A 14124-nucleotide genomic window follows, 5' to 3' on the forward strand; every position below is an offset into this window, starting at 1 on the left:
TCTTCCGCACGGTCTCGGGCACACCTCCTTCTTGCCCGTGCGTTCCTGTGGTCCACTCACCGGACGAGGCGCGGATCTCACCGCCTCGGCGCGGAGGTTCAGCCCTCCATCAGCACCCTCCCCACCGCGGCCAGCACGGGTTCCAGCGCGGCGACTTCCGTGCCGACACATTCCGTGATGCCCGCACCGACGACCTCCATTCCGGAAAGCCCGTCGATTGCTTCGGCCAATTCAGCGATCGTGATCCCGCTGGGCTCCGGATAATTCACTCCGGGGAACTCTTCGGGATCAAGAATGTCCACATCCACATGCAGATAAACGCGGTCGGCACCGGCGGCGTTCAGCGCTCCGGCGACATCGCCGGAGCGCACGGCGAGTCCGCTGGCAATGGCTTCCTCTTCCGCGGAATCGAGCGAGCGAGTGCCGAACAGCGCTGCCCGGCCTCGTTCGATCGCCGGGCTCGCGGCGAACTCCTTGTCGCCCTCGCCGAGCAACGACCGCAGCACCATGCCGTGATACGCGCCCGAAGGCGAGGAATCCGCCGTGTTCAAGTCCGCGTGCGCGTCGAACCACGCGACGCCAAGCGTTGCGCCGTAACGGAAACGCGCGACACCGACCGGGACCAGCTCGACGCCGCAGTCGCCGCCGATCGTGAGCACCGGGCCTTCCGGCGCTTCGAGCGCGGCGAGCTGCAACTGCCGGTTCGTGCCCGTGAGCACGGACCGGTTGGCTATCCCGGCGACGACGTCGGACGTCGCTGCGTCCTGACGTACGTGGTGCACCGGCTTGCCGAGCACGTGCCCGGCCAGTTCGGAAAGTGCGCGGCAGCCCTCGACCAGCCCCTTGGCTCTGGGACTGATCGCGCCCTGCCATTGCGGCACCGCGTTGATCAGCATGCTTCGACGCTAGCGCGAACACCCCGGAAAAAGCGAGCCGTAAATGGCGCGAGGGGTCCCCTCGCTCCGTTTTGGAGCGAAGGGACCCCTCGCACGGGAAAAAGTGGCGCGAGAGCGGGTTATTCGAGCACGATGAGAAGGTCTCCGCCCTCGACCTGCTGAACGGAGGTGATTGCCAGCCGACCGACTTTGCCCGCCGCCGAAGCGGTGATCGACGCTTCCATCTTCATGGCCTCGATCGTCGCCACGGTCGATCCTGCCGCCACCTGGTCGCCTTCGGCCACTTGCAGCGTCACCACGCCCGCGAACGGCGCGGCGATCTGCTTCGGGTTGCCCTTCTCGGCCTTTTCGGTGGCCGGGATGTCCGAGGCGATGGCCCGGTCCCGGATCTGGATCGGCCGGAGCTGGCCGTTGAGGGTGGACATGACGGTCCGCATGCCGCGTTCGTCGGCCTCGCCGATGGCTTCCAGCTCAATGAGCAGCCGGACGCCGGGCTCGAGGTCCACCGAGTACTCCTCGCCCGGGCGCAGACCGTAGAAGAAGTCCTTGCTCGGGAGCACGCTGGTGTCGCCGTAGGCGTCGCGGTGGGCGAGGAATTCCTTGGTGGGACCGGGGAACAGCAGCCGGTTCAGCGCGCCGCGGCGGTTGTCGGCGAGTTCCTTGTGGTCCTCTTCGGACAGTTCGGCGACCGGTTTGGCCGCCGAACGGCCTTCGAGCGCCTTGGTGCGGAACGGTTCCGGCCAGCCGCCGGGCGGGTCGCCCAGTTCGCCGCGCAGGAAGCCGATCACCGAGTCCGGGATGTCGAACTTGTTCGGCTCCGCCTCGAAGTCAGCCGGGGAAACGCCGGCTCCGACGAGGTGCAGCGCGAGGTCGCCGACCACTTTGGACGAAGGCGTGACCTTCACGAGGTGGCCGAGGATCTTGTCCGCCGCGGCGTACATGGCCTCGATGTCCTCGAACCGGTCGCCGAGGCCCAGAGCGATCGCTTGCGTGCGCAGGTTGGAGAGCTGGCCGCCGGGGATCTCGTGGTCGTAGACGCGCCCGGTGGGCGACGCGAGACCAGCCTCGAACGGGGCGTAGATCTTGCGGACGCTCTCCCAGTACGGCTCCAGGTCGCCGATCGCGTGCAGGTCGAGGCCGGTGCTGCGGTCCGAGTGGTCAGTGGCCGCGACGATCGAACCGAGCGACGGCTGCGACGTGGTGCCCGCCATCGACGACACGGCACCGTCCACTGCGTCGGCGCCCGCCTGGATGGCGGCCAGGTAGGTGGCGAGCTGACCGCCGGCGGTGTCGTGCGTGTGGATGTGCACCGGAAGGTCGAATTCCTTGCGCAGTGCGGTCACCAGGCGAGCCGCGGCGGGCGCGCGGAGCAGACCGGCCATGTCCTTGATGGCCAGGACGTGCGCCCCTGCTCCGACGATCTGTTCGGCGAGCTTGAGGTAGTAGTCGAGCGTGTAGAGCTTTTCGTTCGGATCCGACAGATCGGAGGTGTAGCAGAGTGCGACTTCGGCGACCGCGGTGCCGGTGGCGCGAACGGCTTCGATGGCAGGCCGCATCTGCTCGACGTCGTTGAGGGCGTCGAAGATGCGGAAGATGTCGATGCCGGTCGCGGTGGCCTCCTCGACGAAGGCCGTGGTGACCTCGGTCGGGTAAGGCGTGTAGCCCACGGTGTTGCGCCCGCGCAAAAGCATCTGCAGACAGATGTTCGGCACGGCCTTGCGCAGCTGCTCCAGCCGTTCCCACGGGTCCTCGGCGAGGAACCGCAGCGCGACGTCGTAGGTCGCGCCGCCCCAGCACTCAAGGGACAGCAGCTGCGGCACCGTCGCGGCGACGACCGGGGCGACGGCGAGCAGGTCCTTCGTCCGGACGCGCGTCGCGAGCAGCGACTGGTGCGCGTCGCGGAAGGTGGTGTCGGTAACGCCGAGCTGCGGAGTTTCCCGCAGCCAGCGCGCGAATCCCTCCGGGCCGAGTTCGGTCAGCTTCTGCTTGGAGCCGTCCGGAGGAGTGAGATCCGCGGGCAGCTTCGGCAGCTTCGTCACGGCCTCGGGCGTGCGCGGACGCTCGCCGTTCGGCCGGTTCACCGTCTGGTCGGCGAGGTAGGTCAGCAGGCGCGTGCCGCGGTCGGCGGAGTGCCGTGCGGTCAGCAGGTGCGGCCGTTCCTCAATGAATGAGGTGGTGACGTTGCCCTGCCGGAAGTCCGGGTCGTCCAGCACTGCCTGGAGGAACGGGATGTTCGTCGCCACGCCGCGGATCCGGAACTCGGCGACCGCGCGGCGGGCGCGGCCGACCGCGGTGCGGAAATCGCGGCCGCGGCAGGTGAGTTTCACCAGCAGCGAGTCGAAGTGGGCGCTGATCTCGGTGCCGGAGAACGCGGTTCCGCCGTCGAGCCGGATCCCCGACCCGCCCGGCGAGCGGTAGGCGCTGATCATGCCGATGTCCGGCCGGAAACCGTTGGCCGGGTCCTCGGTCGTGATGCGGCACTGGAGTGCGGCGCCGCGCAGGTAGATCTTGTCCTGCGACAGGCCGAGGTCGGCGAGGGTTTCCCCGGAGGCGATCCGCAGCTGGGACTGCACGAGGTCGACGTCGGTGACCTCTTCGGTGACCGTGTGCTCGACCTGGATGCGCGGGTTCATCTCGATGAACACGTGCTTGCCCTGCCGGTCCAGCAGGAACTCGACGGTGCCCGCGTTCCGGTAGCCGATCTGCCGGGCGAACTTCACCGCGTCGGCGCAGATGCGGTCGCGCAGTTCGGGGTCGAGGTTCGGCGCGGGGGCCAGCTCGACGACCTTCTGGTGGCGGCGCTGCACGGAACAGTCGCGCTCGAAGAGGTGGATCACGTTGCCCTCGCCGTCGGCGAGGATCTGGACCTCGATGTGCCGCGGTTCGACCACGGCCTTCTCCAGGAACACAGTCGGATCGCCGAACGCGGACTCGGCCTCGCGCGCGGCGGCCTCGATCGACTCGCGCAGCAAAGCCGGGTCCTCGACGCGGCGCATGCCTCGGCCGCCACCGCCGGCGACCGCCTTGACGAACACCGGGAAGCCGAGTTCGTCGGCCGCCGCGACCAGTTCGTCGACGTTGCTGGACGGCTCTGACGAGCCGAGCACCGGAACCCCGGCCTCGCGCGCCGCCTTGACCGCGCGCGCCTTGTTGCCGGTCAGTTCGAGGATTTCGGCGCTCGGGCCGACGAAGGTGATCCCCGCTTCTTCGCAGGCCATGGCCAGGTCGGGGTTCTCCGACAGGAAGCCATAGCCTGGATAGACCGCGTCCGCGCCCGCCTTCTTGGCGGCCTTGACGATCTCCTCGACCGACAGATAGGCGCGGACCGGATGGCCCGGTTCGCCGATCTCGTAGGCCTCGTCGGCCTTCAGCCGGTGCAGCGAGTTGCGGTCTTCGTGCGGAAACACGGCGACTGTGCCCGCGCCCAGTTCGTAGCCTGCGCGGAACGCCCGGATCGCGATTTCGCCGCGATTGGCCACCAGCACTTTGCGGAACATGCCCGGTCCTTCCCTTTTCGGATCGGTATCGAAGGCACGTTACCCGGTTTGTCCCGCAGTGCGGGAGCCGTAGTCCAAGTGATGGACATCATGCACGCCGACCTGCATGCATGATGCTGGCCGAGCCGCCGCGCCGCAACCGTCAGGGTGTTCCCGCAGGCAGTGTGCACAAGAGCCTGTTCGCGGTTTCGGAGGGCGCATTCTTGACCACGTTCTGCGTTGCGTCCTGCACAATTGCTTCGCCGACCGCATTGGGCGCGGCGTCGGGGTGCGCGGACCGGTAGAGGGTCACCGCGCCAGCGGCCACCGCGGCGGCCATCGAGGTGCCAGACAGCGTCCCGACATCGGCTGTTCCGGCGATCGGCGCGGGGATGTCGACACCTGGTGCGTACAGGTCGAGCGGCGTGCCGAAGTTCGAGAAGGGCGCGACCTGGTCCTGGACGTCGGTCGCGCCCACGGTGAGTGCTTCCGGCACTCGGGCAGGCGAGCTCTGGCTGGCGTCGGTGCTGCCCTCCCCGGCCGGAACCACGATCGGCATCACCGCGGCGACTCCCTTGACCGCGTTGTCGAGCTGCTCGTTCGGCACGCCGCCGATGCCCAGCACCGCGACCGCTGGTTGGTGTGCGTTCTGGGCTACCCAGTTCAGCCCGGCGATGATCGTGTCGGTCGCGCCGCCGCCTGCCTTGTCGAGCACTCGGACCGGGAAGATCTGCGCGGCTTTGGCGACGCCGTAGCTGTGTCCCGCAACGATTCCCGCGACGCGCGTGCCATGGCCGTTGGTGTCCGACGTGTCTGTACCGGTGGTGAGGAATTCCTTGCCGGGCATGACCCGGCCCTGCAGATCCGGGTGTTTGGCGTCGACGCCGCTGTCGATCACGTAGACGGTGACGCCGGAGCCGTCCGAGTCGTAGTGGTACTTCTGATCGAGACCGGTTCGCTGGTCGATCCGGTCGAGCGCCCAGCTCGGCGGGTTGGCCTGCGTCCCGCTCGCCGCCAGCGCGACCGGTTGCACCCCGGCGACCAGCAGAAATGTCAGAGTTGCCGAAAAAAGGCCACGCGCCGCTCGGTTCCGCATGTCTGCGGTCGTATCCCGGTGGCCGTTCAGCGGCAACTCGACGTCACACGATGGGCTGGTCGCGGGTCCAGCACCCGGCCGTCCGGACATACTGGGAACCGAACGACGATGAGCCGCGCCTCTTTCCGTTCGCCGCCACGCGACCACCCGTTGACAGGCCGACAGCTACTTCGCCTACTTCGCCGCCGGGACGTGCGCGCTCACCGACATCGTCGGCAAATACACCAGCGCGTCGAAGGCTTGCACGACGTCGACCTTCGTGAACATGTGCGCGTGCCGCATGCTCGACGGTCCGGCCAGGCCCTGCGCTCGGTCTTGCCGCAGATCGACCACGCACGGATCCGCGCCGGCCAATGCCGCTTCGGCACTGCCCTCGGCGGGCGGCTCCAACTCCTGTTCGTAGACCCGGAAGCCGAGGCGCTCGCTCTCGTCCGGTTCGAGGCCGGTGGTCGTACCAGCGCCCGCAGTGAGGCCGAGAGCGAAGTAGTCGTCGCCGAACTCCTCGGCGAGGTGGGTGCCCGCGGAAGGGAACGTCATGGTCGGCAAAGCGGCGAACGGCACTCGCTGCAGGTGTCCGTTGTGGACCATCACCACAATCTTCTCGCCTTCGCCGTACAGCTTGCGAAGCAGCTTCACGGTTGCGGCCATGTACGTGTCGCGAGACGACCCCTGGAGCGACGGTGCCGTTCCCGCCATCATTGCGCTCAGCTCACGCAAGTACGCGTCAACGCGAAGTGCACCGACCGCATGGTGTTCGGCGATCGCATACCGAGCCGGCTCGCTCCGTTGCCGATAAACTGGCGACAGAGAACGAATATGCGCTACGAGAGTCGTCAACGCAGCCGTGGCCGCGTCCCGTTCCGCGGCGGCCATTGCCGCATAACGGCCAGGCGCGACCGCGCTGCTGACCGCCGAATACGGCTCGGACGCGGTAATCGCGGCGTCGACCAGCGGAAGAACCTCCGGATCGACCTCTTCCACGAAACCTCGGACAATCCGCAACGCCGGCTGCGGCGAACCGCTCGAACTCGGCAGGTCGAGTCCGGCGAAGCGGACGCCGCCGTGGCGGCGCATCCACGTCAGCATCTCGCGCACCTCGACCGACTCGCCGAGAGAGAAGGTGAATCCTTCTCGCCCGACGTCGGCGACCGTGCCGGGACCACCGTTCAGCCACTGCTGCACCAGGTCGCCCTCGGCGAATCCCGATTCGAAGCCGAGCACGGTGAATCCGTGGTCCTCGACGAGGCGGCGGAGCAACCGGGCGCGGAGTTCGCCGAACTCGCGGATGTGGTGGTTGTTCTCGCCGATCGCGACGATGCGCGCGTCGCCGATCAGGCCGGTGATCGAGGCGACGTCGCCGCCCAGCGGCGAACGGGTGCTCAGCGGTGTCATACTGCGGACACTAATGCAACAGGGGTAGCGATTGACAACTGAGTTACCGGGCACCAGCAGACCGGGCGGGCGCACGGAACGCACGCGCGTCGCCGTTTTGCGGGCGACGCTCGATCTGCTGGCGGAGGTCGGGTTCAGCGATCTGACGGTCGAGGCCGTCGCCGAACGATCGGGCGTGCACAAGACGACGGTTTACCGGCGATGGGAATCGCGCGAGGGACTGGTCGCGGCCGCACTGCGGTTCGGCGCAGGCGAGCCGTGGAGCCCGGCGGACACCGGTTCGCTTGTCGCCGATTTGCGGCGAATGGCGTTGGACGTGGTGCACGCGTTGACCACCCCGGGCCAACGCGAGCTGCCGACCGCCGCGGTGCTGGCGGCCTTCCAGTCGGAACGGGCGGCCGAGGCGTTGCGGGATTTCTATCAGGATCGGCATGCCCGGGCCGCGCTGATCGTGGAGCGGGCGGCGGCGCGCGGAGAGGTGCCGGCCGACACCGATCCGGACGAGGTGACGCGGACGGTGTGCGGGCCGGTGTTCTACCGTTTGTTCGTGTCGCGGGAACCGGTGTCGGAGGAGACGGCTGAGATCGCAGCGGAGGCTGGGGCCGCGGCTGCTCGGGCCGGGGTGCTGAGCAGGCGGTTGCCGGGGAATGGCGACGGGGGGTGATTGCGGGGTGGGAGCTTGTTGCCGGAAAACGGCGACGGGTGGAGCGGGGCGGTTGATGGGTGGGTTCGGCTTTCGCCACGGAACGGCGAAAGCAGAGCGCGGCTGAGAGATGGGTTTGGCCAGATGCTCGCAGCGACGCAGTGACCAGCCAAGCGAAGCCAGACGCCGGGCGACAGGCAGAGCGGGCGATTGGCCCGTTAGCTTCGCTTTCGCCACGGAACGGCGAAAAAGACTCCGGCTGAGAGATGGGGCTGGTCAGACGCTCACAGCGACGCAGTCACCAGCCAGGCGAAGCCGGGCACCGGGCACCGGGCACCGGGCACCGGCGATAGTTGCCAACGGGCGGCGTGCGGAGCGACCCTGGCGCGCGAGAGTGCGCAGAAAGTCGCCGTCAAGCGGCAACGCACGCGCAGGAGTGCTGACCGGCTTGAGCAGGCAGTCGCCACTCAACGGCAACAGACCGAGCGAGCTGGCCAGCAGCCTCCGAGGCAAGTTGCCGCCCAACGGCGACGAGCTCGAACGTCAGGGGCGGCGAAAACAGGCAGTCGCCGCTAGACGGCGAACGGCGAACGGCGAACGGCGAACGGCGAAGTTTAAGGAAGAAGCCTACCCAACAGCAACCGGTACCGGACCTCTTCCAAGGTCACCGTCCCGTCGGAGATCGTCTCTACCTTGGTCTTTCCGTCCGCAACCCAGCCAGCTCGTTCATAGAACTTCCGGGCTCGCGTGTTCGTCGACAGCACCCACAGCGTCGCCGCGCCGAACTGGGTCGACAGACCGCGCACGCACTCTTCGTGCAGCGCTCGGCCCATTCCCCGGCTCCATTCGGACGGGAGGAGGTAGATCGACGACAGTTCGCCCGTGTTCGGGGCGGCGTCGTCGTCTCGGCTGGGGCCGAAGACTGCGAAACCGGTGATCTTCTCGCCGGCGCCTGCCACCAGGACGGTGTGGGGGCGCGAAGTGTCCGCCAGGCTCGATGCCCAGGATTGTTCCCGCGTCTCGACCGACAGGCCGGACAGGAACTCGTCCGGCAGCAACCCCGCGTAGGCCGCTTGCCAGGAACCGACGTGGACGGCTGCGATGCCTGCCGCGTCTTCCGGGGTCGCGGGGCGGATCACGAGGTCGGGCACCATTCCTCCAGCGACTCGGCAGGCGACGATCGGCTGCGGGCAGTTCAGCACAGAAGCCCGCCTGCCCGCATGCGGTTTACCGGAGTGACCACAAAGGACAGTCAGGCCGCGGAGCTGGGCAAAGGGGCCGAAAAGCGACCGGCGAGTGTGTTCGGGCAAGGGTTCCGGGAGTTCAGGCATCGCCGCCCCGCCCGGAAGGCTCCTCGGTCCTCCAGCCGATAGCCTCGTCGGATTGGCGGATCAGGCTCCGCTCGTTCGTCATGCCCGTGCGCACCAGGAAATGGGACAATCGATGACCAACCCGTTGATCGCGCCGGTGAAGGACTCCACGACCGCGATGTCCGGGATTCCTTTGCTGGAGGACGCGACCGGCCTCAAGACCGCGATCGAGAGCAAGAACTGGGCGGCCGTCGCGATCGGGGCGGTGGGGACCGCGCTCGACGTGCTCACCGCGGTGATGGATCCCTTCGGCGCGATCTTCGCCGCGGGGGTCGGGTGGCTGATGGAGCACGTCGGGCCGCTCAAGGAGGCGCTCGACGCGCTTACCGGCAAGGCGGACGAAATCGCGTCCCAGGCGGAGACCTGGACGAATGTCGCCAAGGAACTCGAAGGCGTTTCGGCCGAACTGACCGAGCTGGTCAAGAAGGATCTGCAGGACTGGAACGGCGAAGCGGCCGACACCTACCGCAAAAAGGCCGAGGACACCTCCGCGCTGATCGCCAGCGCGCAGAAGGGCAGTGCGGGCGCGGCCAGCGGCGTCAAGACGGCGGGCGAGATCGTCGCGGCGGTCCGGTCGCTGGTGCGGGACACGATCGCGGACCTGGTGGGGCACCTGATCTCCTGGGCGTTGCAGGTGCTGTTCACCGCCGGGATCGGGATGGCCTGGGTGGTGCCGCAGGTCGTCACCGCCGTCGCCAAGACCGCGTCGACCATCGCGAAGGTCACCTCGAAGCTGGTCAAGGCGCTCAAGGCGCTGGTCCCGCTGCTGAAAAAGGCGGGCGTGCTGTTCGAAGACGCCGGCAAGGCGTTGAAGGGGCTCAAGGGCGGCAAGGGAGCGCCGACGCACACTCCCCAGGACATCAACGTCAAGTCCGGGAACGGCACGAGGTCCCACCCCGGCGAGGACGAAGGCACGCACGCCTCCAGCGCCGGGGGAGACAGCGGGCACCACGGCACCACCCAGCCGAGCGGCAACCACGAGAGCGGCGGCGAGCACGGCGGCAGCGGAGGATCGGGCGGTCACACGTCGGCCGCCGGCAGTTCCTCCGCGGGAGGGGCCAGGGGAAACGGGGGCGACTCGCGCTCGCTCGACAAACAGGGCGAGAACTCGCGCTCCCTCGACAACATCTGCACCACCGGCGACCCGATCGACGTCGCGAGCGGCCAGATGGTCATGGCCGAGACCGACGCGACCTTCCTCAGCGCGTTGCCGATGGTTTTCGAGCGCACGCACTTCTCGTCGTTCCGCGCGGGCGGCTGGCTCGGCCCCGCCTGGGTGTCCACTTTGGACGAGCGGATCGAGGTGTACGAGGACCAGGTGTGGTTCGCCGGCGCGGACGGGATCGTCCAGGTGTTCCCCCGGCCCCGCGGCGACCAGTGGGTCGCCGCCGAGCACGGGCCCGCGCGGTATCTCGCCGAGGAGCCCGGCGGCGGATTCGTCCTCGAGGACCGCGAGGGCGAGCGGGTGCTGACCTTCGAACGAGGCACCAGCCCGGTCCGGCCGATCCGTTCGATCAGCGGCCGGGGCAAGGAGCACATCTTCTTCCAGCGCGACCAGCGCGGCACGCCGACCGCGATGCGGCACAGCGGAGGCCACCTGATCCAGATCGCCACCGAGGGCGGGCTCGTGACCGGGCTGTCCACCGTCACCAAGGACGGGGCCGAAGTGCCGCTGGTCCGCTACGGCTATACCGACGGCAATCTCACCGAGATCACGAACGAATCCGGCCTCCCGTTCCGCTACGCCTACGACAGCATGGGGCGGATCGTCGGATGGACGGACCGCAACGGCGAGTGGTACCGCTTCCACTACGACCGCGAGGGCCGGGTCGTGCGCACCGAAGGCTCCGGCGACTGCCTCACCGTCACCATGGAATACGACCTGGCCGCCCGGATCACCCACGTCGTCGACTCGCTGGGCCGGCACAATGCCTACCACCTGAACGAAACCGGCCGGGTCGTGCGCGAGGTCGACCCGACGGGCGCGGCACGCGCCTACGAATGGGACGCGCTGGACCGCCTGGTCGGCGAAACCGACGAACTGGGCAGGCGGCGGATCTACCGCTACGACGACAGGAACAACCTGGTCGCCCTCCAGCGGGCGGACGGCACGGGATTGACCATCGAGCGCAACGACTTCGGCCAGGCCGTCCGCATGGTCGAGGCGCCGGGTGTCGAAACCCGGTGGGAATACGACGAACGCGGCAACGTGACCCGCGTAGTCGAACCGGGCGGCGGGACCACCAGCTACACCTACGACGAGTGGGGGCACGTCGCGTCGGTCACCGGTCCGAACGGCTCGACCCTGACCGTAGTGTCCGACGACGCCGGAAACCCGATCACCGTCACCGACCCCAGCGGCGCGACGACCGCCTACACCTACGACTGCTTCGGCAGGGTCACCGCGATCGTCGATCCGAACGGCGCGGCCGAGGAGTTCGGCTACACCGTCGACGGCGCGCTCGCCTGGCACCGCCTTCCGGACGGATCGACGGAGGAATGGCTCTACGACGGAGAAGGCAACAACCGCCTGCACGCCGACGCCTCCTCGGCGATCACCCAGCAGGAGGTGACCCACTTCGACCTGGTAGCGGCCGAGATCCGGCCGGACGGCACCCGGCTCGAATACTCCTACGACACCGAACTCCGGCTCACCGCGGTGACCAACGAACAAGGCCAGGTCTGGCGCTACGAGTACGACCTGGCGGGCAACCTCTCCCGCGAGACCGATTTCGGCGGCGCCAGTTCGTCCTACGGCTACAACGCCGCCGGCGAGCTGACCGAAATCCGCAACCAGGAAGGCGACGTCGTCACCCTGCGCCGCGACGTGCGCGGCAACATCGTCGAGGAGATCGTCGAAGGACCGTCCGGGACTCTGCGCACCCGCTTCGAGTACGACGTCCTCGGCGAACTCGTCGCCCTCGACGACGGGACGACCCGCGTCGAGTACACCCGGGACGCGGCGAGCCGGATCGTCGAGGAAACGGTCAACGGGCGCACCGTCCGCTCCGAATTCGACTCCGCGGGCAACCAGGTCCGGCGGCAGACGCCGTCCGGAGCGGAAAGCGTCTGGGAATACAGCGAAGCCGGAGTCCCGGCCGCGGTGCGCGCCGCGGGCCGCACCACCCGGTTCGAGTACGACCGGGCGGGCCGCGAAACCCTCCGCGCGTTCGGCCAGGACGCGGCGATCGTCCGCTCCTGGACCCCGGCCGGACGGCTCGCCCGGCAGGCGGTGCGGTCCGCGACCGGCGAATTCGGCCAGGACCGCCAGTACCACTACCGGCCCGACGGCCTGCCCGACCGGATCGACGACGGGACGGCCGGGTCGCGCTGGCTCGCGATGGACGTCCGGGGCCGGGTGACCTCGGTGCGCGCCCGGGACTGGAACGAGCAGTACGCCTACGACCCGACCGGACGGCTCGTCGACGCCGACTGGCCCGCGCCCGAGGGAGAGGACCGGCGCGGCAGGCGGACCGGCCCCGCCTCGGTGATCACCGAGGCGGGCGGCGTCCGCTACACCTACGACCAGTCCGGCCGGATGCGCACCCGGCGGCACGAGGACGGACGGACCTGGACCTACACCTGGGGCCCGCTGAACCGGCTGGTCGCGGTCGAGGTCCCGGACGCCACGACCTGGCGCTACACCTACGATCCGCTGGGCCGCCGCATCCGCAAGGAGCACTTCGCCTCCGACGGGACGACTCCGCTCGAACGCGTCGACTTCGCGTGGGACGGCGAAACGCTGGCCGAGGCGACCAGGTCCGGCCCGGGCGCCGCCGAAACCGCGGTGTGGGACTACGAACCGGGAACCTTCGTGCCGCTGCTGCAGCGCCGGCGCAGCGGTTCCGCGGACCAGAAGCGCATCGACGAACAGTTCTTCGCCATCGTGGCCGAACCGTCCGGCACGCCGACCGAACTGCTGGACGACCGCGGCGAGATCGCCTGGCAGGCCCGCAGCAGCCTGTTCGGCGTCGTGCTCGCCGAGTCCGGCGGCTCCGGGACCCCGCTGCGGTTCCAGGGCCAGTATTTCGACGAGGAAACCGGGCTGCACTACAACTTCCACCGGTACTACGACCCGGTGCTCGCCCGGTACCTCAGCCCGGACCCGCTCGGGCTCGGCGGCGGACTGGACCCGCACGCCTACGTCAGCAACCCGCACGTCTCGGTCGACCCGCTCGGCCTCACCGGGCGGCCCTGCCGCAAACTCGGCGGGGGCTCCGGCAGCGGACAGGGCTCCGGCAGCGGACAGGGCTCCGGTGGCTCTCAGCGCGGCCGGGGCCTCTCCCGCGACCCGAGCCCCGGCCCGAACGGCGAGCGGCGGATGCGGTCACCCGGCGGGCGGGTGTACCAGGAGGGACCGCCGACAGTCGCGGCCGGCGCGCGCAGGCGCGAGCACTACGGCTACAAGAACCTCTCGCACAAGCACTCCAAGATGCGGCCGCTGTTCGAGCGCAACGCGGTGTCGCCGCCGCCGAAGTTCCGCAAGCGCGGGGACGACACCAAGTGGTACATGGACCCGAACCGGCGCTACCGGACCCACGACTACCAGGGCAATCCCACCGGTATCGTCCGCGGCCACAGCAATGTCGTGATGGGCCACAACCCGTCGGCCGGCACCCACTTCAACCAGACGGGCATCCACCAGACGCCCGGCCAGAACTTCGCGCACAACTCCGACGTGAGGATCTTCAAGCACCTCGAACCGGCGAAAGACTCCGCCGCGAGCGGGTCCAAGGAACCCGGTTACGACGCTCCGACCCCGCGGCGCGGCAACCGGGTTTACTGGGACCAGAACCAACCCGGCTACGTCGGCAACCCGGATGCCGACTGGGACCTGGTGCGGCCTAAGCCGAGCACGTCCTCCGGCGGCCACGGCGGATACAGCGGCGGATACAGCGGCGGCGGTTCCAGCAGCCACGGCGGCGGGTACGGAGGCGGCTCCAGCAGCTACAGGGGAGGCTCCAGCGCCAGCTACGGCGGGTACAGCGGTGGGTACAGCGGCGGCAGTTCCAGCCACGGCGGGTACAGCGGCAGCTACGGCGGCGGCGGATACAGCGGCGGGTACAGCGGCGGCGGATACAGCAGTAGCAGCCATGGCGGATACAGCGGCGGCGGCAGCAGCAGCCATGGCGGCGGGTACGGCAGCGGCGGATACGGAGGTAGTTACGGCGGCGGCAGCAGCAGCCGCAGGAACCACGGCTACGACTCCGACGACGACATCTACGACGCCTGACGCCCCGCGAAAACCCGC

7 protein-coding genes are annotated in these 14124 nt (G+C 69.0%); 2 read left to right on the forward strand and 5 right to left on the reverse strand.

Annotation, left to right across the window (positions count from 1 at the left end):
* Positions 1-98: 98 nt before the first annotated feature.
* From BM362_RS17905 to BM362_RS17920, 4 genes are all read right to left on the reverse strand, one after another.
* A complete protein-coding gene (locus BM362_RS17905) occupies positions 99-896 on the reverse strand; it encodes an arginase family protein (protein ID WP_093573912.1) in 798 nt (265 codons plus the stop codon).
* A 119-nt stretch (positions 897-1015) separates the two neighbouring features.
* A complete protein-coding gene (locus BM362_RS17910; RefSeq protein WP_093573913.1) occupies positions 1016-4393 on the reverse strand; it encodes a pyruvate carboxylase in 3378 nt (1125 codons plus the stop codon).
* Positions 4394-4535: 142 nt separating this feature from the next.
* Complete coding sequence (locus tag BM362_RS17915) at positions 4536-5468, reverse strand: S8 family peptidase (protein WP_093573914.1); 933 nt, start codon at positions 5466-5468, stop codon at positions 4536-4538.
* Between the two features lie 174 nt (positions 5469-5642).
* A complete protein-coding gene (locus BM362_RS17920) occupies positions 5643-6860 on the reverse strand; it encodes an erythromycin esterase family protein (protein ID WP_093573915.1) in 1218 nt (405 codons plus the stop codon).
* Between the two features lie 31 nt (positions 6861-6891).
* Here BM362_RS17920 and BM362_RS17925 point away from each other — a divergent pair, with 31 nt between their 5' ends.
* Positions 6892-7524: a TetR/AcrR family transcriptional regulator gene (locus BM362_RS17925; protein ID WP_093573916.1), complete on the forward strand. Its 633-nt coding sequence runs from the start codon at positions 6892-6894 to the stop codon at positions 7522-7524.
* Positions 7525-8117: 593 nt separating this feature from the next.
* On the opposite strand, the gene BM362_RS17930 is transcribed toward BM362_RS17925, so the two are convergent.
* Positions 8118-8654 (reverse strand): GNAT family N-acetyltransferase, encoded by a 537-nt coding sequence (locus tag BM362_RS17930; protein WP_232791694.1) that lies wholly within the window; start codon positions 8652-8654, stop codon positions 8118-8120.
* A 292-nt stretch (positions 8655-8946) separates the two neighbouring features.
* Between BM362_RS17930 and BM362_RS17935 the strand changes: the two genes are divergently transcribed.
* Positions 8947-14106 carry an RHS repeat-associated core domain-containing protein gene (locus BM362_RS17935; protein WP_093573917.1) on the forward strand — a complete coding sequence of 1720 codons (5160 nt, stop codon included), beginning with the start codon at positions 8947-8949 and terminating at the stop codon, positions 14104-14106.
* Positions 14107-14124 lie beyond the last annotated feature (18 nt).

The sequence above is a fragment of the Amycolatopsis rubida genome, from assembly GCF_900115345.1.
GTDB classification, from domain to species: domain Bacteria; phylum Actinomycetota; class Actinomycetes; order Mycobacteriales; family Pseudonocardiaceae; genus Amycolatopsis; species Amycolatopsis rubida.